Genomic DNA, 22,423 nt, shown 5'->3' with positions numbered 1-22,423 from the left:
AATGCTCAAAAAACACGCTGCCTTGATCTGCTTAGCCATTGGGCTATTTATTTCCTGTAAAAACGACAAAAAAACGGAAGATCCTATTTCCGAAGAAGAACTTAAGACAGTTGTTCAGTTTAGTAATCCTTCCGAAGAAAATAGTCAGTTGCCAAGACTTTTTAGTACGGGTAAAGCGCTTTACTTTTCATGGGTAACTACTGTAGATAACAGCGATAAGTTACATTATGCTGTACTCAATAATGACGTTTGGTCTCTTCCTTCGGAAATCGCACAGGGAACAGATTGGTTTACTAATTGGGCCGATTTTCCAGCGATCGCGGAAAATAACGGAAATATTTTATCCAATTACCTTCAGAAGTCAGACACAGCGACCTACACCTATGATATCAAGCTAGCTATTTATAATGCTGAAGAGCAAAAATGGAATAAAGATCTTATACTCCACGATGATAACACCAAAAGTGAACATGGTTTCGTTTCCATACTGCCTTTTGAAGAAAGCGATTTTTTTGCCACTTGGTTAGATGGACGAAATACAGCTGGAGGTCATGATGATCACCATCATGATTCGGGAGGTGGTGCAATGACGCTTCGAGGGGCATTTGTAAAAAATGACGGAACTATTTATAACGATCTGCAGCTCGATGAACGCATTTGCGATTGTTGTAGCACGGGCGCGGCTATGACACGCAATGGACCTGTAGTAGTATATCGTGATCGTAGTGAAGATGAGGTGAGGGATATCTCAATTGTTCGTTGGGTAGATAATGTTTGGACAGAACCTGAAACGGTAAGTAAAGATAATTGGGAAATTGCTGGCTGTCCCGTAAATGGCCCTGCAACAGATGCTATAGGAAATAATGTTGTTGTAGCCTGGTATACGGCCGCCAAAGACAAACCTAAGGTGCAGGTGATCTTTTCTGAAGATGGAGGAGCGAGTTTCGGACTCCCAATTCGGGTAGATAGTCATGATACCTTGGGACGGGTAGATGTTTCTATAATTTCTGAAAATGAAGCCGTTGTGAGTTGGATCGAAACCATAGGTGATGACACTCTTATTCAACTTTTAAAGGTAGGAAGTAACGGTAGTAAAGGCGATGTAGTTACGCTTGCAACCACTAGCGCATCTAGAGCGAGCGGTTTTCCGCAGATAGAAATATTGAATGGTTTTATTTATGCCGCATGGACCGTGATAGATAGCGATGATGCCTCGAAAAAATCAATACAGACAGCGCGTCTTGGTCTGGATGTGTTTTAATTTTACTTTTATATCTTTAGCGGTAAGAAATCAACATTCAATATGTCTCACAAAATTGATCTGTTAAATATTGGCCTCATCATCGTATCCTTGATCATCGCTGTGATGCTTCCGTTTGAATTGTTCTTGTTTTCCTATGCAATTTTAGGTCCGCTTCACTATTTGACCGAGATCAATTGGTTAAAGGATAAGAAGTATTTCGTACAGAAAAACAGCAAATGGATTCGTGTGTTCTTATTATTTGCCATATTGGTTTCTATTTATCCAGTATATAAGATCATAGATTTTAGCATCGATAATTCATTTATGCAGGGTGTCACTTTTGCCTTAAAGAATACGAGCTTTCTGTTGTTGTCAGGTTTTCTCTTTGCTATCGGGCTGATATTTTTTAAGAAAATTTCTCACCTAATTATTATGTTGGCAGTGAGCATTCTGCTCTCTATTTTGCTTTATTACTTTCTTCCTACGGAAGCATTTTTTGTGGGATTGTTTTTGCCTACTATTATTCATGTATATTTTTTTACAGGGCTTTTTATGCTTTATGGTGCCTCAAAATCGTCAAGTAAGGTAGGTTACGGTGGAGCGGTACTTTTATTACTTGTTCCCTTTATAATTGCATTTATAAATATCAATCCAAGTGATTTTAGTGTTTCTCAAGAAACATCCAATATTTACAGTAGTAGTGGAATGATCATGGTTACGGCAGCCATTACCAAATTGTTTGGCGGGCTTAGAGACGGACAATTTATAGCGCTGTCGCCCATTGCGATCAAAGCACAGATATTTATTGCCTTCGCATACACTTACCACTATTTGAATTGGTTTTCTAAAACCTCGATTATTGGCTGGAAGAACGCTCTAACTACGAGGAAAACTGTTTACATTGTACTTATTTGGGCTGCAGCTGTGAGTCTATATCTATACGATTTTTATACCGGCCTGATCGCTTTATACTTTTTGAGTATCCTTCATGTGTTTTTTGAGTTTCCCCTCAATGCTATTACCATTAAAGAACTCTTTAAGTTTAGACGCGCAAAGGTAGCAACCTAAAAATGAGTAGCCCGAAAGCAAAACTTCTTATCATTGGTCATACGTTTCCTGAACCTGCAACTACAGCGGCTGGTCAGCGTATGATGCAACTTATAGCCCTCTTTCAGGCAGGAGGATTTACCGTAACGTTTGCTTGCACAGCAATGGCTTCGGAACGGTCTGTAAACTTACAGAACTTAGGAATTACTGCCGAGGCAATTCAATTAAATGATCCTTCTTTTGATGATTTTCTAACCGAATTACAACCTAATGTTGTTTTGTTTGATCGTTTTATAACTGAAGAACAGTTTGGTTGGCGCGTTGCTGAAGTGTGCAGTAACGCGGTACGGATTCTAGATACTGAAGATCTACATTTTCTTCGGAAAGCAAGGCAAGAGGCGGTTTTAAAGGGTTTTCCGACTTCGGAAGCTGATCTGTTTTCGGAAACAGCAAAGCGGGAACTTGCAAGTATTTTGCGTTGTGATCTTTCGCTGATCATTTCCGAAGTAGAAATACAGCTGCTAGAAGAAAAATTTAAAATTCCGAAGACGCTGCTGTGGTATCTTCCTTTTTTAGTAACTCCGCCTTCCGAAGAAAATAAAAAAGAAAATCTAACTTTTGACGAACGGGAAGATTTTATAACAGTGGGGAATTTATTACATGCGCCAAATATTGATTCAGTACGTCAACTAAAAAAAGTAATCTGGCCTAGGATCAGGATGCAACTGCCCGATGCTCAGCTACGTGTTTATGGGGCTTACGCTCCGCAGCAGATCAAAGAATTTCACAACGAATATGAAGGTTTTCTAGTAGTTGGTTGGACAAGTGATCTCAAGCGAGTGATGCAAAAAGCCAAAGTGTGTTTGGCGCCTATTCGGTTTGGCGCTGGGTTAAAAGGAAAACTGCTCGATGCGATGATGCATGGAACACCTTCTGTAACGACACCAATAGGGGCGGAAGGGATGTGCGGTAGTCTAGCTTTTGGTGGAATTGTTGCGGGAAGCGATGAAGATTTTGTGGAGGCTTCAGTAGCACTATACAATCAAAACAAGCTTTGGAATAAGGCTCAGCTTAATGGTTATCAGCTAATAGAAGAGCGATTTGCAATGCGCAATTTTTCCAAAGAATTTATACAAACAATCCATCAGCTTACAGCAGAACTTAAAAATCATCGTGAAGCTCATTTTATCGGACAAATTCTTCAACACCACACGCTTCAAAGTACTAAGTACTTGAGTAAGTGGATCGAGCAAAAGAATGCCCATTCATCTATATAATTCTCTTTTCAAGGAAAAAACATCTCAAATTAGGGGTTTTTACCTATTGTGATCTTCGTTAATCTATACTAATATTGTGTAACAGAATGAATCTTTATTGAAATCTGACTTGGTGCAATACGTACCAGTACGAATCAAGAAAAACAGTTCATCGGTAATTTTATACTATTGTACGAAAAAACTTACGAATTGTATTTTATTTGAAATCATTCTCCTACATTTAGCATCTAACCAAGTGACTTTGAGTCTTCAAGTCGAAAAATGAAAATTAAGAAAATGAAACAAGTACTAACATACACCTTTAAAAGAAAGTCTAGAAATTGTCTAGAATGGCTTTACAAAGTTGTTGAGTCACAATCGTACTATGACATGGAAGAATCTATGTTGTTAGACGAAGATACAGAGTGGCTCTACACTGATGAGCAAGAGCGTCCTTTTATAGCTATGAAGGAAGAGCAACAGTCTTAACTGAAATAAAAATAAGCCAATAGTTTAAAGAGTATTGGCTTATTTTTATAAAGTAAATTTATTATTGTTAACAAAGAAAATACTATTCACTAAAAATAGTTTTCCATTTTCCCAAAAAGAGCGGAATAGCACATCATCAACTAGGTAGATCATACTGCCACTTCCCATTCTATTTTCAGCAAATGTTACCGAGTTTGCCAATCCGGCTTTTGCATCGGTTCCTGAAAACCCGGATACAGTAATCGGATCACCTTTGATATAACCTACATTGTAGCCACTTTCTAAAAAGTCGTAAGCGTCGTTTCCTATTTTTAAGCTGTAATAGGTATCACCATATCCAAAGGCCATTGGGTGTGATGCATCTAGTGTTGTTTTGTAGATACTACCTGTAATAAGATCTTTTACACCCTCACGTTCACGCTGATCATAAGGAGTTAAATTTTCCTTTTTTGATTTATCTTTTTCTTCGGAAGCATCATTGTCTTTAGCTTTTATTCCATAGCCATCCTTCCCGGCAAAACTAGAAACCGCGTTTCCGATCGCAATAACTTTTCCACCTCTACGTACCCAATCAGTTAGGCTATCCAGTGTGTTTTCATTTAGAAATCTTCCATACCAACCATCTGGCATAATAAGAACATCAAACTGTGATAAGGTTTGCGCGCTAAAATCATCAGTATCAATAGAGGTCACTGGATATTTTAGTTGTTGTTCAAAAAAGTGCCAAAGAGCTCCATAACTCAGAGAGGAAGTCCCATTACCACGTAGCATTGCAATACGTTGGGTATTGATTAGTTTGATATCTGGTGACCCAAAGTCGGTCATTGTATCACTAAAGCTACTGTTAGCTACAAACAGTGAGCGCTCGTGTTTATTTGCGATCTTGGTAACCGTTTCGTCAAATTTTTCATTGGTACGGTTGTCGCTTTTAGTGATAACCAAGCTTCCTTTTTTAAATTCTTTTCCGCTAAAGCGAAGATCTTTTTCAGAAAAACGAACACGAATATCATTCTGTAATAGTTCTGAAAGAAATGCTGCGTCGTACAAACTGTTCCAAGAAACAACATAACCGGCATTGGCGCGCACCACTTGATTAACCGTTTTAATATATGGGTTTCCACCATTCGCAGCCACCAAAGATGTGCTAGCAACCGTTTCTAATCCATAGGCATGCGGAACACTCCAGGCCGTGATGTCATAGGTAAGAGGGTCACTTAATTTTGCATCGGGTTCAAACAATACTTTTACCATTTTTCCTTTGGGTTGATTGGTGCTAACAACCAATGCTCCAGCGGCATCCATGCTACCATTTCCGCTTTTTAAATAATTATATCCGCTAACGGTACCACTATTGGTGAAGCCATATTTTATCTCGTGCTTATCTAGAAGCTCGGTTAACGCATGAATCTTGTCAGGATGCCCTTGCATTACGTAGCTTTTGTACTTTAGATTACTATTGTTGAAAAATTTCTTGAATTCTGTATTTAGTTGAGACGCATTTTTAGATGCGGTTTCAACCGTCGATAGTCCCGTAGTTGTATGGTGTGCTGCCCTGTCTACGAGTGTCAAGACAAATCCTTCGTCTGTATTAATACCTAATCCTGCACGACCGTGTCCTGCTTGTTCGTAGGTCATTCCAATGGCGCCCATAAACATAGGGTAGGTGTCACCATAGCTAGGGTATAGTAGGTCAAAACGTTCTCTGGTAAAAAATAACCAACCATTTTGGTCAAAATAACGAGCGTGATTTTTGCCCACCTCCGATTGAAAATCACGTTGAAAATCGGTGATAATTTCGTGAAACGGTTCTGCAGCAGGGGCAAAATAATAAGGCTCATTAATACCTTGCTCATGGAAATCGACATGTACGTGCGGCATCCATTTATTGTATATTTTAAGACGTTGCTGACTTTCAACCTGCGTTGCCCATGCCCAATCACGATTGAGGTCAAACAAATAGTGGTTTGGTCGTCCACCTGGCCACGGTTCGTTGTGTTCAATGGCCGATTGTTTTACATTGTAGGGTGTTGATTTTACTTGGTTATACCAGTTTACATAACGGTCTCTCCCGTCTGGATTTACACAAGGATCGATAATTACCACGGTATTTTGCAACCAAGCGGTTTTTTTTGTGATGAGTTCATATAAGGTACTCATTGCGGCTTCGGTACTTGAAGCTTCATTGCCATGCACATTATAACTTAGCCAAACAATAGCTTTGTCGGGATTAGCGCTCCCATTAGCAATACCAATATTCTTTAAATTGTTGGTCCGTATGGTTTCAATATTTGCGAGGTTTTGTGATGTGGAAACCACGGCATAGGTAAGGGGTCTGCGTTCGTTCGTTTTTCCGTAGGTGTCAAAAGTCACCATATCACTATTGGCAGCGACATGTTCAAAATAATTTACTACATCGGCATGACGCGTAAATTGTGTTCCAATTTGATAGCCTAAAAATTCGGAAGGTGATTGTAATTGCGCGAATGTGTTTGCAACAACAAACAGGAAGAATACAGAAAGAATACGGTTCATGCGGAAGTTTTTAATGATAATGATAAAACTACTAAAGTTTTCTCAAATTCGTCTTTACGAATTCACAATTATGATTTAAACTGTATTTTTGCTTGAACCTTCTCAATAAATAATGTCAAAAAGCACTCTTTCGTATCAAAAAACCGGCTATTTTTCTAAATTGATGTGCGATTATCTCAATAAAGAGATCACTTTAGACAATTTCTACGGAAACTTTCCTGAGATAGAAAATTTTGAGGCACAAGTAGAAGCTAAGAAAGCGAGTTTTGATTCGTCGCTTCGGAAACGTTTAGTAACTCAATTGAATAAGCAGTATGCCCAATTAGAACCTTCCGAAGTCACAAAACAAAACATTGATTCGTTAAAGTCGGACAATACCTTCACAATAACCACGGGGCATCAACTGAATCTTTTTACTGGACCCCTGTATTTTTTATATAAAATTATTTCAGTAATTAATCTTTCCAAAGATCTTAAAAAGAAGTACCCTAAAAATCACTTTGTGCCAGTCTATTGGATGGCCACCGAGGATCATGATTTTGATGAGATCAATTACTTTAATTTTAAAGGGAAAAAAATTGTTTGGGAACGTGAAAGCGGCGGTGCTGTTGGAGAATTCACAACAGACGGCTTAGACAATGTTTTAGAGATATTAAAAGGTGAGTTTGGTACTACAGATCATGCAAAATTTCTTTTAGATTTATTTGAGGAAGCTTATATAAAGCATGATAATCTCGCCGACGCCACGCGCTATCTTGGCAATGCCTTGTTCAAAAATGATGGATTGGTCATTGTAGATGGCAACGACAAAGAACTTAAAAAAGCTTTTATTCCCTTTGCTGAAAAGGAACTTACAAAACAAACTTCCTATAACTGTATTAGTGACACGACAAAGCGCTTAACCGGATTAGGATATCCTGAGCAAGTTCATCCAAGGGAGATCAATTTATTTTATCTTACTGAAGGACTGCGCGAACGTATCATTGAACGTGACGGAAAGTTTTATGTCAATGACACAAATCTAAGTTTTAGTGAATTTGAAATTTTAGAAGAGCTTAAATCAAATCCACAACGTTTTTCGCCAAATGCATTGTTAAGACCCTTATATCAAGAGGTGATCTTACCTAACTTATGTTATGTGGGTGGTGGTGGCGAATTAGCATATTGGTTTCAGTTACAAGATTATTTTAAAGAAGTTGAGGTGGTCTTTCCTATTCTTTTACTGCGGAATTCGGCACTGCTTTCTTCGAATAAATTCTCAGAAAAGCTTAATAAACTGCAAGTTGATATAGAACAATTATTTCTAGATCAGGATGAATTGAAAAGTGCATATACACGTCAATTATCTACGATCGACATCGATTTTTCGAAACAGAAAGGCTATTTAAAGCAGCAATTTAAAGAACTGTATGAGTTGGCAAGTAAAACAGACAAATCATTTGTGGGAGCTGTTGCGGCGCAAGAAAAGAAACAGCTTAACGGCTTAGATCATCTGGAAAATCGCTTGCTAAAGGCCCAAAAAAGAAACTTAGCAGATGCCTTGGATCGTTTGATGATTATACAAGATGATCTCTTTCCAAAGCAAAGCTTACAAGAACGAACAGTCAATTTCTCAGAGAGGTATTTAGAATATGGTGATTTGCTTATAGACCTTCTAAAGAAAGATTTAAAGCCGTTAGAACATAAATTTACGATCTTGAACTTGCCGTAAAATCCTTAAATTTTTTCTAATTTCGAATCGTTTCAAAATGAAATTTTAACGTATTTTTGCGCATGCAAAACAACGTCCTTATTCTAGATTTTGGATCGCAATACACACAGCTTATCGCAAGACGTGTGCGTGAATTGAACATCTATTGCGAGATCCATCCTTATCATAAAATTCCAGAAGATCTTTCCAGTTTTAAAGCGGTCATTTTATCGGGTAGCCCATTTTCAGTGCGCGCCGAGGATGCTCCGCATCCAGACCTTTCAAGAATTAAAGGGCACAAACCCCTGCTTGGGGTTTGTTACGGCGCGCAGTATCTAGCACATTTTAATGGAGGAAGCGTTGAGCCTTCTAATATTCGGGAATACGGAAGAGCAAATCTTACCACTATCCTAAGTCACGACGGACTCTTTGCCGGGATTTCAGAAAATACGCAGGTCTGGATGAGTCATAGTGATACTATCGCGAAGCTCCCCAAAAAGGGTGTGCGTCTTGCAAGTACTAATGATGTTGCTAATGCAGCGTATCGCATTGAAGGAGAAGAGACTTATGCTATTCAGTTTCACCCTGAAGTATATCACACTAAGGAAGGAAAACATCTGTTAGAAAATTTCTTAGTTCATATTGCGGGTGTTGCGCAATCTTGGACGCCTGCTGCTTTTGTGGATAGTACGGTTCACGAGTTGAAAAATAAAATTGGTAACGATCGCGTTGTTCTTGGTTTAAGTGGTGGGGTAGATTCTACCGTAGCCGCTGTATTATTGCATAAGGCGATCGGAAAAAACCTCTACTGTATTTTTGTAAATAATGGCTTACTTCGAAAGAACGAATTTGAAAGTGTTCTGGATCAATACAAGCACATGGGGCTTAACGTAAAGGGCGTAGATGCTTCGGCACGTTTTTTGGATGCGCTTAAAGGAGAGAGTGACCCTGAGGCAAAACGAAAGGCAATTGGTAATGCGTTTATTGAAGTTTTTGACGATGAGGCTACTTCAATTACAGATGTAACATATTTGGCACAGGGAACAATCTATCCTGATGTGATAGAAAGTGTTTCCGTTAATGGGCCGTCAGTGACTATTAAGTCGCATCACAATGTAGGAGGGTTACCAGACTTTATGAAATTAAAGATCGTTGAGCCATTGCGTATGTTGTTTAAAGATGAAGTACGTCGCGTAGGTGCCGAAATGGGTATCGACCCAGTTTTACTTGGAAGACATCCTTTTCCTGGTCCTGGGCTCGCAATTAGAATTTTAGGTGATATCACCGCTGAAAAGGTGCGAATCCTTCAAGAGGTAGATGCTATATTTATTAATGGTTTGCGTAAATGGGATCTATATGACAAAGTTTGGCAGGCAGGAGCTATTCTCTTACCAGTAAATAGTGTTGGAGTGATGGGCGATGAGCGTACCTACGAGAAAGTAGTTGCCTTACGTGCTGTTGAATCAACTGATGGTATGACGGCAGATTGGGTGAATTTACCTTACGAATTTTTGCAGGAGATAAGCAATCATATCATAAACAGAGTAAAAGGCGTTAATAGAGTAGTATATGACATCAGTTCAAAGCCACCTGCAACGATCGAGTGGGAGTAGAAGGTCTAAGTTTTAAAGGAATTTTAAGACGAAGCTCAGTTCATTATTGTATTTTTCAGAAGAAAATAAACCTATATAGTACGTGAAATATTTCAGTTATATCATCATCATAATGCTTTGTGTCACTTCATATGGAGCGATGGGGCAAACCCAGTATAAGAGTCACACGGTACAGAAAGGCGAGACAGTTTCCAGTATTTCGAGACTCTATAAAATCAAACCCGTTGATATTTATAAGCTAAATCCGAATGCTGTTAGTGGGCTTCAGGAAAATGATGTGCTTGTGATACCTTCGGAAGCCTTTGTAAGTACGGGTACCGCAAAGATGAAATTTAAAACACATAAGGTTCGTCGAAAAGAGACCTTATACAGTATTGCAATAAAGTACGGCGTTGAGCAAGACGACATCAAAAAATATAATAAGGAGCTTTATTCGCGACAACTAAAAAAGGGAGAAAAAATACAGATCCCTATGGGATTTGAGACCACATCAAGCGTGGCGGTCAATCCAAAAGACAAGAATGTGATCGGTACTGATCCCGCTGCTAAACAACACATCGTTCAGCCAAAAGAAACAAAGTACGGTATTGCAAGAATGTACGGTGTTACTATTGCCGAATTAGAAGCGCTCAACCCAGGTATGGGTGATGGTTTACAAATAGGAATGATTCTTAATGTGCCTAATACTTCAGTTACCGAAAGTGCAACCATAGAAGATGAGGAATACGATTTTTACGAAGTTAAAAAGCAGGAAGGATTCTACAGACTCAAAGTGAATTTAGGTCTTTCCGAAGAAGAGATCATACAGCTCAACCCATATGCTAAAGATGGTCTAAAGGAAGGAATGATCCTTAAAATCCCTAAACAGTCTTCAAGCGTGTCTATTTCAGGTTCTGTTGAGCCCGTAAATCTAGAAAGCATGATCATTAATCGCGATCAAAAACGAATTGCGGTTTTATTGCCATTTCAACTTCAAAAAGCAGTTGGAGATTCTACGGAAACAAATGTCGATCTGATTAGAGAAAACGGTATAATGCGTGTCGCCCTAGATTTTCACAGTGGAATCTTAATGGCTGCAGAGTTTGCAAAGGATAAAGGGATCTCAACACGTATTGATGTTTATGATACCCAAGGAAGTGCAGGAAAAGTGAGTAGCATTATTTCAGGGAATAATATCAAAGATGCAGATGCTGTTATTGGTCCGTTACTCGGTAAAAATGTTGAGCAGGCGGCCTTGGATCTAAGAAGCAGTAAAACCCCTGTCTTTTCGCCATTGAGCAATAAAACTGTGAAAATGTCTTCTAACCTTTTTCAAACGCTCCCAAGTGATGAGATGCTTAAGCGCGGAATGATCGAATACCTCCAGCGCAATGAAATGGGTAAGAATTTTATTATTATTTCTGACGTAAAACACGCCAAAAGTAAATCTGAGATTTTAGCGGTTTTCCCGAATGCAAAATCGGCTATGCCGCGTGCTAAAGGATTTTTATACGAAACTGATATTGCCTCAAAAATTGAAAAAGGAAAAGATAATTGGGTTATTTTGGCTTCGGCAGATCCTGTGATCGTTAGTAATGTGGTCAATTTATTGCACGGGATGCCAGACGATTATAAATTGAGATTATTTACGCTCGACAAAAATGACGCGTTCGATTTTGACGATATTTCTAACCGAAATCTTGCAAAATTGAGTTTTACTTTTCCTAGTGTAAATAAAAGTTACAATTATAAAGATAAAGACGCATTTCTGATAAGTTATAAAAATAAATACGGTGTGCTTCCTAATCGATATGCCGTACGTGGTTTTGATATAACCTACGATGTTTTGCTCCGCCTTGCGAGTGCAGATAATATCTACGATGCATCAGATACCGACTATGAAACCGAATATGTAGAAAATAAGTTTCGCTACAGTAAAAAAATGTTTTCAGGGTATCAAAACAATGCAATGTATATCATAAAATATACACTAACACTTCAATTTCAAGTTGTAAAATGAGTACGTCAAAAGTAACATACATCGGCAATCTGCGTACCGAATGTGAACATCTGAAATCAGGAAGTACATATATCACTGATGCTCCAACCGACAATAATGGCAAAGGAGAAGCTTTTTCACCTACCGACACGGTCGCTACTGGTCTTGCAAATTGCATGCTCACTATGATGGGGATAAAAGCCCGTGATCTAAAAATTACTTTGGACGGAACTGTGGCGATGGTCACAAAAACGATGGCGGCAAATCCTAGACGTATCTCCAAAATAGAAGTGTTTCTAGAATTGCCTGTTGATATTTCTGATAAGCACAAAAAGATTTTAGAAAATACAGCGAGAACCTGTCCTGTTCATTATAGTCTGCACCCCGATATTGAAAAAGTTATAAAATTTCAATGGGGCTCGTAAGGCTTCGGAAGTGAACATCCAATAAAATGATATTTTTTCCGTTTCTCTGAATGATGCGCTTTCTAATTATTATATTCTTTTCTATTGTTGGCTTTCTTCCAACAGATCTTGAGATGGAAGCCACTTCTGCTTCCGAAGAAAAAATGACATGGAATCAAGAGCGTCCGCTACAGTGGTCAGATTTTAAAGGTAAACCCAAGCCTGCATTAGGTTTTGTTGCGAGCACCAATTCTGGTATTTCCTTTTCGTATTCGTATAAAATAACTAACGGCCAACGCAGCACACAGTTTGAAGTTTCAAGCTTTTTCTATCCTCTTGAATCTTGGTATTTGCAGGGCGAAGTAAACGCCTATATCTTAAAACATGAACAAACACACTTTGATATTTCTGAACTGCATGCGCGTAAACTTAAGAAACGCCTTGAGGCAGCTCATTTTTCAGATGAATTAAAAAAAGAAGTTGAAACTATCTATCACGATATTGAGCAGAAACGAAAAGCCATGCAAGATGCTTTTGATTTAGAAAGTGATCATTCAAAAAACGAGGAGGGCGAGGAGCAATGGGAGGTTTATGTCGCTCAACAATTACAGATCTATGACCGTTGGAAATAACTTTATAGGACCAGATCCTAAACATCTTGAGATCTTGGCAAATTACAAGATGCCCTTTGGAAAGTATAAAGGAAAACTCCTTATCCAATTACCCGAAACATATTATGTTTGGTTTAAACAAAAAGGTTTTCCGGAAGGGAAATTGGGGAATCTAATGCATGAAATGCATGAGATCAAGATCAACGGTCTTGAAGATATGCTACGTCCGTTGATCAATTCAAAGCATAAGTGGTAGTGCCTAGCTAGTATTGTTAAGACTTGCCCCCGTAATAAATACGTTGATTCATGAGTTTGGTTCTAGCATCCAGCATTTTGCGTTAACTTCTATTGGTTGGTATGCCACGGTTTTACTTTCTGTAAAAACCGTCCAATTTTAAAAAGAATCTGCATTGCCTTCTCCAAGAAATCCCTACCTTTGCATCCCGTAAGGTAACTTAGCATTGGCATTCATGAGCACTACAAAATACATCTTCGTTACGGGCGGGGTTTCATCATCTTTAGGAAAAGGAATTATAGCGGCATCGCTAGCAAAACTGTTGCAGGCGAGAGGTTATCGCGTGACTATTCAGAAGCTAGATCCGTATATTAACGTTGACCCAGGTACGTTAAACCCGTATGAACATGGCGAATGTTATGTGACCGACGACGGCGCAGAAACCGATTTGGATCTAGGGCATTACGAACGCTTCCTTAACGTTCCAACATCACAAGCGAACAACGTAACTACTGGTCGTATCTATCAAAGTGTTATTGAAAAGGAACGCCGTGGCGAATTCTTAGGGAAGACCGTACAGGTCATTCCGCATATCACAAACGAAATTAAAGAGCGTATTCAGATCTTAGGTAAAAGCGGCGATTTTGATATTGTCATTACTGAAATAGGAGGAACTGTAGGCGATATTGAGTCACTGCCCTATATTGAATCTGTACGTCAATTGAAATGGGAGCTGGGTGATGATAATGCCATGGTGATCCATTTAACACTTGTGCCTTATCTTTCGGCTGCAGGTGAGCTAAAGACAAAACCTACACAGCATTCAGTAAAATTACTCATGGAAAGCGGTATTCGTGCCGATATCCTTGTTTGTCGCACCGAACATGAGCTTTCCGAAGAACTTAAAGCGAAATTAGCTTTGTTCTGTAACGTGAGAAAAGAAGCTGTTATTCAGTCTATTGACGCATCTACTATTTATGATGTACCTAATATGATGCTCGAAGAAGGACTTGATAAGGTAACTTTAGCGAAATTGAATCTAGAAGATACGAAGGCGCCAGATCTAACGCATTGGAATCAGTTTTTAAAGCGACATAAAAATCCAAAAGGTAAGGTGCGAATTGGTTTGATCGGGAAGTATGTTGAATTACAAGACAGCTATAAGTCTATCCTTGAGTCGTTTATTCATGCTGGCGCAGAGAATGAAGTTAAAGTAAAAGTAAAGCCAATTCATTCCGAACATATTAACGCCGAAAATGTAGCGAACGAACTTAAAAATCTGGACGGAATTTTAGTCGCTCCTGGTTTTGGAGAACGCGGTATTGAAGGGAAAATTGAAGCAGTGCGCTATGCGCGTGAAACAGGACTTCCTTTTTTAGGGATTTGCTTAGGAATGCAAATGGCGGTTATAGAATACAGTCGGAATGTACTAGGTCTTGCAGATGCTAATTCTAGCGAGATGAGCGTAGAAACCGAACATCCCGTGATCAGCCTTATGGAGGAACAGAAAAACATTAAAAACATGGGCGGCACTATGCGACTCGGCTCATGGAAATGTGATCTAGTAAAAGATAGTATAGTATCTAAAGTTTATAATGCAGATAGTATCAATGAACGCCACCGTCACCGTTATGAATTCAACAATGCGTATAGAGAACAACTTGAAGCGGCAGGGCTTAAGACCACAGGAATAAACCCTGAAACTGGTTTGGTGGAGATCGTTGAAATTCCAACGCATCCTTGGTTTGTTGGGGTACAGTATCATCCTGAGTATAAAAGTACTGTTGCCAATCCACATCCACTATTTGTAGCTTTTGTAAAGGCTGCGCATGATTATTCAGAAAAGAAATAAGAAAAAATGAAGCACATATATTTATTAGTATTCGCGGCGATCATATTGTTGGCAGGATGTTCTTCTGACGACAAGACATCCGTTTCTGATGACCAAATGGATGATGCGTCGGAAGGATTACTTCTTAAAAGTGTTTATCGTGACGGTGAATTATTTGATTATTATGAGTATGATAGCGAGCAAAGGGTGAGCAAGAGAATACCAACCGTTGGTAGTGGAAGTATATATTTTCTATATGAATATGTCGGAGACAATAGCATTCTAAGAATCTATGATGTAACGGAAAGATTGTTACTAACAGATACCTATTATCGTATAAATGCAACTTCGTACAGAAGTGATCGGGTTTACGAACCAATTGCTCCAAATCAAGATTCTTATTTTATCGTTAATCATACACCAGAGGGTTGTGGAATAAATAGCAGGTTAGGCTATTATATTGATGGAAGTGAATATTACTCTCAAATTTTTGAGTATAATGGGATTCAATGTAACGATACAGAAGTTGCGACCTATATAAATGATGTCGTGATTAAATATGTTAGAATTCGAGATAAAGGTAAATTTGCTTTTGCAAGTACGTATATTCGGGAGACTAATATCAGTCCAAAGCACAATATTCTTTCTGAAACGAGATACAATGAGAATGATGAGGTTGAAGAAACCGCTTCATTTACTAGCATTTTTGAATATAATGATCTGGATTATCCAATAACTGAAGTACGAACGTTTTTGAATGGCTCAGTACAAAACTATACCTACGAATATTATTAATCCGACAATATGTCGCTTTGTAAAAATGGGCGAGATTGTTGGTCTAACGATTTATAAATAATTCTGAAGTTATCTTCGGAAAAAAGATTACCGTAACGCGGAACTACATATGGAAAGTAAAAAGTTTGATGTCAATTCCCTAATTGGGTTTGTATTAATTGGAGGAATCTTGGTTTGGATGTTATATATGAACAAACCAACTGAAGAAGAAATTCAAGCAGAAAAGGCTAAAACTGAAGCTGCAGCAATAGAAAAAGCTGCTTCCGAAGTAAAAAAAGATACAACGACACTTGTTGAAGCGACCGAAGAGCTGTCGGCTGCAAATGCACAAGATTCTGTTGCAATCGAGAAATTAAAAAGCAGACTCGGCTCTTTTGCATATTCAGGAACATTACCTTCAGCAACAAACGCTGTTACTGTTTTAGAAAATGATGTACTTCGCCTAGAAGTGAGCAATAAGGGAGGATATATCACCAAAGCTATGGTGAAGCAACATACCATGTATGACGGAGAACAGATCTATATGATTAAAGATGGAAATGCTTCGTTAAACTTGCAGTTTTCAGCAGAAAACAGAACGTTAAATACGAAAGATCTGTTTTTTGAACCTTCGTTATCACAAAAAGGCGAAAGCAGCGTACTAACCATGCGTTTAAAATCGTCTGCCGATAGCTATGTTGAATACCGCTATGAGCTTACGCCAGGCGAGTATATGATGGGCTTTAGTATTAAAACTCAAGGTTTAGATGGGGTGATCAATACCTCAGAGCCAGTATATTTAGATTGGCAATTGAAAGGCTATCGCCATGCAAAAAGTATTAGTTATGAGAACCGCTATTCGCGACTTACCTATGAATATGAAAATGGAGATCATTCAAAGCTAGATCCAACAGGCGAAGACGCTGAAGTTGAAAAAGATGTTACTTGGATGAATTTCCGTCAGCATTTCTGGAGTTCTATGCTTTTGACCGATACACCTTTTAAAGAGGTTGCTCTTTCTTCTATCGACCTAGTAAAGGACGAAGAAATTGATACAATTTATACAAAGAAGTACGGCGCAAAAATGTTACTTGACGTTAAAGGCGGTGACATTACTCAGAATATGAATATGTATTACGGGCCAACAGATTATAAGATCTTTAAAAAGTATGATCGTAATCTCGATGAAGCTATGCCATTGGGTTGGGGTATTTTTGGTATGATAAACAAATGGTTGATCATACCTTTATTTGGGTTCCTAAGTGGCTTTTTACCAGCTGGTATCGCCATTATTGTCTTAACGATCCTTATTAAATTAATGCTGTCTCCAGTACAATACAAACAGTATTTGTCTCAGGCTAAGCTAAAAGTTCTCAAACCAGAACTTGATGCCATTCGTGAAAAGTATGGTGACAACAAGATGAAAATTCAGCAGGAAACTATGAAGGTGCAAAATGCTGCCGGAGCGAGCCCGTTAAAAGGTTGTTTGCCCGCCATTCTTCAAATTCCGGTGTTCTACGCCTTGTTTACATTTTTCCCAACTGCCTTTGATCTTCGTGGAAAGAGTTTCTTGTGGGCTGAAGATCTTTCTAGCTATGATACCATAGCCGAATTGCCTTTTCATATTCCATTCTATGGGGATCACGTAAGTTTGTTCCCAATATTGGCCTCTTTAGCCATTTTTGTTTATATGATGATGAGTACAGGTCAGAGTATGCAGGCACAGCAGCAACCAGGGATGCCAAATATGAAATTCCTTATGTATTTGTCGCCTTTGTTTATGCTGGTATTCTTTAACAACTACGCCAGTGGATTGTCACTGTATTATTTTGTATCTAACCTGATCACCATTGGTATTATGTTAGTGATCAAAAATTTTATCATAGATGAAGATAAAATTCATGCTAAGATCCAAGTGAAAAAAGCTACGCCTAAAAAGCAGAATCGTTTTCAGAAGAAAATGGCCGAAATGATGGATCAGGCAGAGCAACAACAGAAATCTAGTAAAAAGAAGAAGTAATAAGATCTTTTAATTTAATGTTCTAAAAGAGTGCCTCATTTAAGATGGCACTCTTTTTGGAATAACTTTCGTAAGCACATTCAATAGAAATCAAAATTGTGCGTTTATTAAAAAATGAATGCTATGAAGCTGTTATTTATTGTTTTCTTCGGAATATTAGTTGGATTAAATCCAGCCGTGTCCCAAAACGAGATTAACCAGACCGATGCCAACGGAAAACGTCATGGTATTTGGGAAAAAAAATATCCAAATAGCAAGCAACTTCGCTATCGCGGCCAGTTTGAACATGGTAAAGAAATAGGAACCTTTAGTTTTTACTGTGAAGATTGCAAAAATGTTCCCTCTGTTATTAAAGAATTTAACACCGATACTAATATTTCCAAAGTGACTTATTTTACAGCCAAGGGGAAAAAGGTGAGCGAAGGAGAAATGAACGGAAAAGACCGTGTTGGAGAATGGGTTTATTACCATAAAAAAGGCGATGATATAATGACCCGTGAAAACTATAAAGCAGGGAAATTACACGGCCCTAAAACGGTCTATTATCCTGATGGCAGGGTGGCTGAAGAGACAACTTATAAAGAAGGATTGTTGCACGGCGAGAATAAGTATTACGCCCCAAATGGAACATTGCTAAAGGCATTAAACTATGCAAATGATAAGATGGAAGGTTTAGCGGTGTACTATGATGAATTCGGAAAAAAGAGTATTGAAGGGAATTATAAAGATGATAAAAAACACGGTGTCTGGAAATATTATACCAATGGAAAGTTAGATCGTGAAGAAACCTTTCCGAAGCCATTAAAAAAAGCACAGTAGTTTTAATTCTGAAGGATCTTCAAAAAACACTTCAGAAACTTCCTTTAGTTTCAAAAAATTTTTATCGTAATTTTGCACTGTAGAAATGATGCAGAAAAAAACAGTAGTTGTCGGACTTAGCGGTGGAGTTGATTCTAGCGTTGCAGCCTACCTTTTAAAGGAACAAGGCTATAATGTTATAGGGCTTTTTATGAAAAATTGGCATGATGATTCGGTCACTATTTCTAATGAATGCCCATGGTTAGAAGATAGTAATGACGCGATGCTGGTTGCAGAAAAATTAGGGATACCTTTTCAAACGGTCGATCTAAGCGAAGAGTATAAAGAGCGAATCGTTGATTATATGTTCAACGAATACAAAATGGGACGTACCCCAAATCCGGATGTACTTTGCAATAGAGAAATTAAATTTGACGTCTTCCTCAAAATTGCACTAAATCTTGGCGCAGATTTCGTCGCCACAGGGCATTACTGTAGAAAAGGAATTCTTGAAAAAGATGGGAAAGAAACCTATCAGTTACTTTCTGGAAAAGATCCAAATAAAGACCAGTCGTATTTTCTTTGCCAATTATCACAAGAACAATTGTCTAAGACCTTATTTCCAATTGGTGAATTATTAAAACCCGAAGTACGTAAAATTGCTTCGACGCAAAATTTAATTACAGCCGAAAAACGAGATTCGCAAGGCTTGTGTTTTATTGGAAAAGTTCGTTTGCCGGAGTTTTTACAACAACAATTAGCGCCCAAAGAAGGTGTTATTATTGAAGTACCTTCCGAATTTCCAGCTTATAAAAGAGAAGTGAGCACTTTTCAGAATAAACAAGAAGAACTCGTTTATCTTTCTGAAAAACCCGTTTACACTAAAACCGACGGAAAAACGGTGGGAACACATCAAGGAGCGCACTATTTTACCAAAGGCCAACGAAAAGGCTTAAGTGTAGGAGGTACTCCAGAACCTTTGTTTGTTATTGATACAGATGTTTCTGAGAATATTATTTATACTGGGCAAGGTAAGGATCATCCGGGTCTATACCGCCGTGGATTGTATGTAACAAAGCAAGAAACACACTGGGTTCGACCAGACTTGTGTCTTCAGGAAGACGAAACCATGGATGTCATGGCTCGTATTCGTTATAGACAGTCGCTGGAAAAAGCTACCCTGTATCAAACTGTTTCCGGACTTTATGTTATCTTTGAGAATCCGCAGTCTGCTATTACCGAAGGTCAGTTTGTCGCATGGTATCGCAATGATGAATTGCTAGGCAGCGGTGTGATCTCCTAAAAAAAAGTTTATGAAAAAGTTTTTATTTTTAATGGCATTCATGACTCTTGGAGTTGTGTACGCTCAAGAAGATGCGCTAGTATTTCTAGCCGACAAAGAGAATGTTGCTGCTTCCCTTGCCAACCCTATATCGATCTTAACACAAGATGCAATTGACAGAAAACAACTCCACAACACAGCTATTGATGAGCGTGATGTACCCGTTAATGAGGCATATATTACGCAGTTAAAAAATACTTCGGGCATAGAGGTTTTGTCCAAATCGAAATGGATGAACGCTGTATATGTTCGCGGTTCGCAAGCAAACATCGAAAATTTAACCAATTTAACTTTCGTGACGAGTGTTGAATTTATGGATAAATCGCTTAATTTTTGGGGCGGGAACGATCCGGCTCCAGATAAATTTGCAATGGAAGTAGAAACCTCACGTATTGAATACGATTACGGAGCTGCCGAGAATCAAACAACCATGTTGGGTGTTGATTATTTGCATTCAGAAAATTTGACGGGTGCAGATATGGTAATAGCGGTTTTAGATAGTGGATTTCCTAATTTTGCGAATAATCCAGCTTTTGCTCATATTGTTTCTGAAGGAAGATTACTGGGCACTTATGATTTTGCTGAACGTCAAACCAATGTAGATGGAACGGGAACTCATGGATCAAGTACAAGTAGTGATATAGGTGCTATTGTTGCCGGAAACCCTAATCCCGAAGATAACTTTGTAGGAACAGCTCCCGATGCCTCATTTTATTTGTTTCGTACAGAATATGCTCCAACCGAAAACCCGGTGGAGGAAGCTTGGTGGGTGGAAGCCTTAGAACGAGCAGATAGCTTAGGTGTGGATGTAGTAAATACGTCTTTAGGCTACCAAGATTACGATAATCCAGCCTATGACCATAGTTATGAAGATCTTGACGGTCAGACCACCATTGCAGCTCGCGGAGCTAATCTTGCCTGGGAAAAAGGAATGTTGTTGGTGACCTCTGCAGGTAATGACGGACAGACATTTACATTCGTAGCAACACCAGCCGATGCTCCTGGAGTTCTTACCGTTGGTGCGGTAGATTCAAATGGCGATTATGCCAATTTTAGTTCTATTGGACCTACAGTTGATGGTAGAATAAAGCCAGATGTTATGGCAAAAGGCGCTAGTGCAGCTGTTGTAGATCCTAGTGGTAATGTGACCTTTTCGAGTGGAACCTCCTTTAGTTCTCCTATTATGGCGGGAGCAGTGGCGTCCCTGTGGCAATCGCGTCCAGAAGTGCCCAATTTTAGGATCATTCGTGTAGTTAGAGAATCTGCTCATCTTTATGAAAACCCCACAGACCAGATGGGCTATGGAATACCAAATTTTGAAATGGCCTGGTCATTACTTCAAAATTTAGGAGTGGAAGATCAACTCTTAGAGAATCAATTTGCGATCTATCCCAATCCAGTAGAGGATCTGGTAAACATATCATTTCCGAAGCAAGTAGAAAATGCTACCGCAGTTCTTTATGATATCTTCGGAAAGAGAATTTCAGAAAAAACAATCTCTTCCTTAGAAAACACTATTGTTATGTCAGGTTTGGCGCCTGGGATGTATGTCTTAAATATTACTTCCGAAGAAAAAAGCAACAGTTTTAAAGTCGTTAAAAAGTAGTGAAGAATAAAATTACAACGCTTTTTGCAATAGAACACCCCATCATTCAAGCGGGAATGATCTGGAATAGTGGTTGGCGATTAGCAAGTGCTGTTAGTAATGCTGGCGGACTCGGAATTTTGGGCGCAGGCTCAATGTACCCGGATGTACTTCGCGAACATATTCAGAAATGCAAGAAGGCTACAAATAAACCTTTTGCAGTAAATGTTCCTATGCTATATCCAAATCTCGAAGAGATCATAGGTATTATTATTGAGGAAGAGGTGAAGATCGTGTTTACTTCCGCAGGAAATCCTAAAACGTACACACAGCATTTAAAGAATCACGGGATCACTGTGGTACATGTAGTAAGTAGTGTAAAATTTGCGCTCAAAGCTGAAGAAGCAGGGGTTGATGCGGTGGTTGCCGAAGGTTTTGAAGCGGGAGGACATAACGGCCGAGATGAGACCACAACTTTAGCTTTGATCCCGATGGTCAAAGAAAAAATTTCTATTCCTTTAATAGCCGCAGGTGGAATTGCAACAGGTAGGGCAATGCTCGCTACCATGATCCTGGGCGCAGATGCCGTGCAAGTAGGAAGTAGATTTGTAGCTTCGGAAGAGTCTAGTGCGCATCGTGCTTTTAAGCAGTTGGTCGTTGACGCAAAAGAAGGTGATACGCAACTTACATTAAAAGAATTAGCGCCGGTTCGGATGCTGAAAAATAAATTTTTTCAGGATGTGATGGAGCTTTACGCGACAAACCCAACGAAGGAACAACTCATTGAACTTTTAGGCCGAGCGAGAGCCAAAAAAGGCATGTTTGAAGGTGATCTGGTGGAAGGAGAATTGGAGATCGGTCAGGTTGCAGGCTTGATTCACGATATAAAACCAGCAGCCGAAATTGTTGCCGATATGTTGGCGGAATTCAAGCAGGCTAAAGCAGAAATCTGTGCGCTATAAGTTAGGTTTACTT

18 protein-coding genes are annotated in these 22,423 nt (G+C 38.9%); 17 read left to right on the top strand and 1 reads right to left on the bottom strand.

The annotated features are described in order from the left end of the window. Position 1 precedes the first annotated feature (1 nt). From ACY2RU_RS09740 to ACY2RU_RS09725, 4 genes are all read left to right on the top strand, one after another. Complete coding sequence (locus ACY2RU_RS09740) at positions 2-1,261, top strand: hypothetical protein (protein WP_490138253.1); 1,260 nt, start codon at positions 2-4, stop codon at positions 1,259-1,261. Between the two features lie 42 nt (positions 1,262-1,303). Further along, the gene (locus ACY2RU_RS09735) at positions 1,304-2,311 is read left to right on the top strand and encodes a hypothetical protein (protein WP_490138252.1); all 1,008 of its coding nucleotides are present in this window, start codon (positions 1,304-1,306) and stop codon (positions 2,309-2,311) included. Between the two features lie 2 nt (positions 2,312-2,313). After that, the gene (locus ACY2RU_RS09730) at positions 2,314-3,567 is read left to right on the top strand and encodes a glycosyltransferase family 4 protein (RefSeq protein ID WP_490138251.1); all 1,254 of its coding nucleotides are present in this window, start codon (positions 2,314-2,316) and stop codon (positions 3,565-3,567) included. Between the two features lie 276 nt (positions 3,568-3,843). Beyond that, positions 3,844-4,035, top strand: coding sequence for a hypothetical protein (locus tag ACY2RU_RS09725; protein ID WP_490138250.1), 192 nt, complete (start codon positions 3,844-3,846; stop codon positions 4,033-4,035). A 45-nt stretch (positions 4,036-4,080) separates the two neighbouring features. On the opposite strand, the gene ACY2RU_RS09720 is transcribed toward ACY2RU_RS09725, so the two are convergent. After that, on the bottom strand, positions 4,081-6,567 hold the full coding sequence (locus tag ACY2RU_RS09720) for a M14 family metallopeptidase (protein WP_490138249.1): 2,487 nt from the start codon (positions 6,565-6,567) through the stop codon (positions 4,081-4,083). A 112-nt stretch (positions 6,568-6,679) separates the two neighbouring features. Here ACY2RU_RS09720 and bshC point away from each other — a divergent pair, with 112 nt between their 5' ends. The 13 genes from bshC to ACY2RU_RS09655 all read left to right on the top strand — a co-directional run bounded on the left by bshC (position 6,680) and on the right by ACY2RU_RS09655 (position 22,410). After that, complete coding sequence (bshC, locus tag ACY2RU_RS09715; RefSeq protein WP_490138248.1) at positions 6,680-8,278, top strand: bacillithiol biosynthesis cysteine-adding enzyme BshC; 1,599 nt, start codon at positions 6,680-6,682, stop codon at positions 8,276-8,278. 62 nt (positions 8,279-8,340) lie between these two features. Further along, the gene (gene guaA / locus ACY2RU_RS09710) at positions 8,341-9,870 is read left to right on the top strand and encodes a glutamine-hydrolyzing GMP synthase (protein WP_490138247.1); all 1,530 of its coding nucleotides are present in this window, start codon (positions 8,341-8,343) and stop codon (positions 9,868-9,870) included. Positions 9,871-9,952: 82 nt separating this feature from the next. Next, the gene (locus ACY2RU_RS09705) at positions 9,953-11,869 is read left to right on the top strand and encodes a LysM peptidoglycan-binding domain-containing protein (protein ID WP_490138246.1); all 1,917 of its coding nucleotides are present in this window, start codon (positions 9,953-9,955) and stop codon (positions 11,867-11,869) included. Beyond that, positions 11,866-12,273, top strand: a complete 408-nt coding sequence (locus tag ACY2RU_RS09700; RefSeq protein WP_490138245.1) for an OsmC family protein — start codon at positions 11,866-11,868, stop codon at positions 12,271-12,273. Before ACY2RU_RS09705 ends, ACY2RU_RS09700 begins: the two co-directional genes overlap by 4 nt. Before the next feature lie 50 nt (positions 12,274-12,323). Next, the gene (locus ACY2RU_RS09695; RefSeq protein ID WP_490138244.1) at positions 12,324-12,884 is read left to right on the top strand and encodes a DUF922 domain-containing protein; all 561 of its coding nucleotides are present in this window, start codon (positions 12,324-12,326) and stop codon (positions 12,882-12,884) included. Then, positions 12,868-13,119: a DUF3820 family protein gene (locus tag ACY2RU_RS09690; RefSeq protein ID WP_490138243.1), complete on the top strand. Its 252-nt coding sequence runs from the start codon at positions 12,868-12,870 to the stop codon at positions 13,117-13,119. Before ACY2RU_RS09695 ends, ACY2RU_RS09690 begins: the two co-directional genes overlap by 17 nt. A gap of 214 nt (positions 13,120-13,333) precedes the next feature. Next, the gene (gene pyrG / locus ACY2RU_RS09685; RefSeq protein ID WP_490138242.1) at positions 13,334-14,950 is read left to right on the top strand and encodes a CTP synthase; all 1,617 of its coding nucleotides are present in this window, start codon (positions 13,334-13,336) and stop codon (positions 14,948-14,950) included. A 6-nt stretch (positions 14,951-14,956) separates the two neighbouring features. Next, positions 14,957-15,724 carry a hypothetical protein gene (locus ACY2RU_RS09680; RefSeq protein WP_490138241.1) on the top strand — a complete coding sequence of 256 codons (768 nt, stop codon included), beginning with the start codon at positions 14,957-14,959 and terminating at the stop codon, positions 15,722-15,724. A 109-nt stretch (positions 15,725-15,833) separates the two neighbouring features. Next, the gene (yidC, locus tag ACY2RU_RS09675) at positions 15,834-17,723 is read left to right on the top strand and encodes a membrane protein insertase YidC (RefSeq protein ID WP_490138240.1); all 1,890 of its coding nucleotides are present in this window, start codon (positions 15,834-15,836) and stop codon (positions 17,721-17,723) included. 123 nt (positions 17,724-17,846) lie between these two features. Beyond that, positions 17,847-18,542, top strand: a complete 696-nt coding sequence (locus ACY2RU_RS09670; protein ID WP_490138239.1) for a toxin-antitoxin system YwqK family antitoxin — start codon at positions 17,847-17,849, stop codon at positions 18,540-18,542. Between the two features lie 85 nt (positions 18,543-18,627). Continuing rightward, on the top strand, positions 18,628-19,824 hold the full coding sequence (gene mnmA / locus ACY2RU_RS09665) for a tRNA 2-thiouridine(34) synthase MnmA (RefSeq protein ID WP_490138238.1): 1,197 nt from the start codon (positions 18,628-18,630) through the stop codon (positions 19,822-19,824). 10 nt (positions 19,825-19,834) lie between these two features. Continuing rightward, positions 19,835-21,469, top strand: coding sequence for a S8 family peptidase (locus ACY2RU_RS09660; protein WP_490138237.1), 1,635 nt, complete (start codon positions 19,835-19,837; stop codon positions 21,467-21,469). Next, positions 21,469-22,410, top strand: a complete 942-nt coding sequence (locus ACY2RU_RS09655) for an NAD(P)H-dependent flavin oxidoreductase (protein WP_490138236.1) — start codon at positions 21,469-21,471, stop codon at positions 22,408-22,410. Before ACY2RU_RS09660 ends, ACY2RU_RS09655 begins: the two co-directional genes overlap by 1 nt. The last annotated feature ends 13 nt before the right edge of the window (positions 22,411-22,423 follow it).

This window comes from Ulvibacter sp. 2305UL32-6 (assembly GCF_058148545.1).
Note: the sequence above shows the minus strand (reverse complement) of the source record. Positions and strands in the feature narration are given on the sequence as shown.

Excerpts from the sequence above, each read along its gene's own strand:
- yidC (WP_490138240.1), top strand. The coding sequence starts at position 15,834 with ATGGAAAGTAAAAAGTTTGATGTCAATTCCCTAATTGGGTTTGTATTA.
- guaA (WP_490138247.1), top strand. The coding sequence starts at position 8,341 with ATGCAAAACAACGTCCTTATTCTAGATTTTGGATCGCAATACACACAG.
- ACY2RU_RS09690 (WP_490138243.1), top strand. The coding sequence starts at position 12,868 with ATGACCGTTGGAAATAACTTTATAGGACCAGATCCTAAACATCTTGAG.
- bshC (WP_490138248.1), top strand. The coding sequence starts at position 6,680 with ATGTCAAAAAGCACTCTTTCGTATCAAAAAACCGGCTATTTTTCTAAA.
- ACY2RU_RS09660 (WP_490138237.1), top strand. The coding sequence starts at position 19,835 with ATGAAAAAGTTTTTATTTTTAATGGCATTCATGACTCTTGGAGTTGTG.
- ACY2RU_RS09730 (WP_490138251.1), top strand. The coding sequence starts at position 2,314 with ATGAGTAGCCCGAAAGCAAAACTTCTTATCATTGGTCATACGTTTCCT.
- ACY2RU_RS09670 (WP_490138239.1), top strand. The coding sequence starts at position 17,847 with ATGAAGCTGTTATTTATTGTTTTCTTCGGAATATTAGTTGGATTAAAT.
- ACY2RU_RS09740 (WP_490138253.1), top strand. The coding sequence starts at position 2 with ATGCTCAAAAAACACGCTGCCTTGATCTGCTTAGCCATTGGGCTATTT.
- ACY2RU_RS09720 (WP_490138249.1), bottom strand. The coding sequence starts at position 6,567 with ATGAACCGTATTCTTTCTGTATTCTTCCTGTTTGTTGTTGCAAACACA.
- mnmA (WP_490138238.1), top strand. The coding sequence starts at position 18,628 with ATGATGCAGAAAAAAACAGTAGTTGTCGGACTTAGCGGTGGAGTTGAT.
- ACY2RU_RS09700 (WP_490138245.1), top strand. The coding sequence starts at position 11,866 with ATGAGTACGTCAAAAGTAACATACATCGGCAATCTGCGTACCGAATGT.
- ACY2RU_RS09680 (WP_490138241.1), top strand. The coding sequence starts at position 14,957 with ATGAAGCACATATATTTATTAGTATTCGCGGCGATCATATTGTTGGCA.
- pyrG (WP_490138242.1), top strand. The coding sequence starts at position 13,334 with ATGAGCACTACAAAATACATCTTCGTTACGGGCGGGGTTTCATCATCT.
- ACY2RU_RS09695 (WP_490138244.1), top strand. The coding sequence starts at position 12,324 with ATGATGCGCTTTCTAATTATTATATTCTTTTCTATTGTTGGCTTTCTT.
- ACY2RU_RS09725 (WP_490138250.1), top strand. The coding sequence starts at position 3,844 with ATGAAACAAGTACTAACATACACCTTTAAAAGAAAGTCTAGAAATTGT.
- ACY2RU_RS09735 (WP_490138252.1), top strand. The coding sequence starts at position 1,304 with ATGTCTCACAAAATTGATCTGTTAAATATTGGCCTCATCATCGTATCC.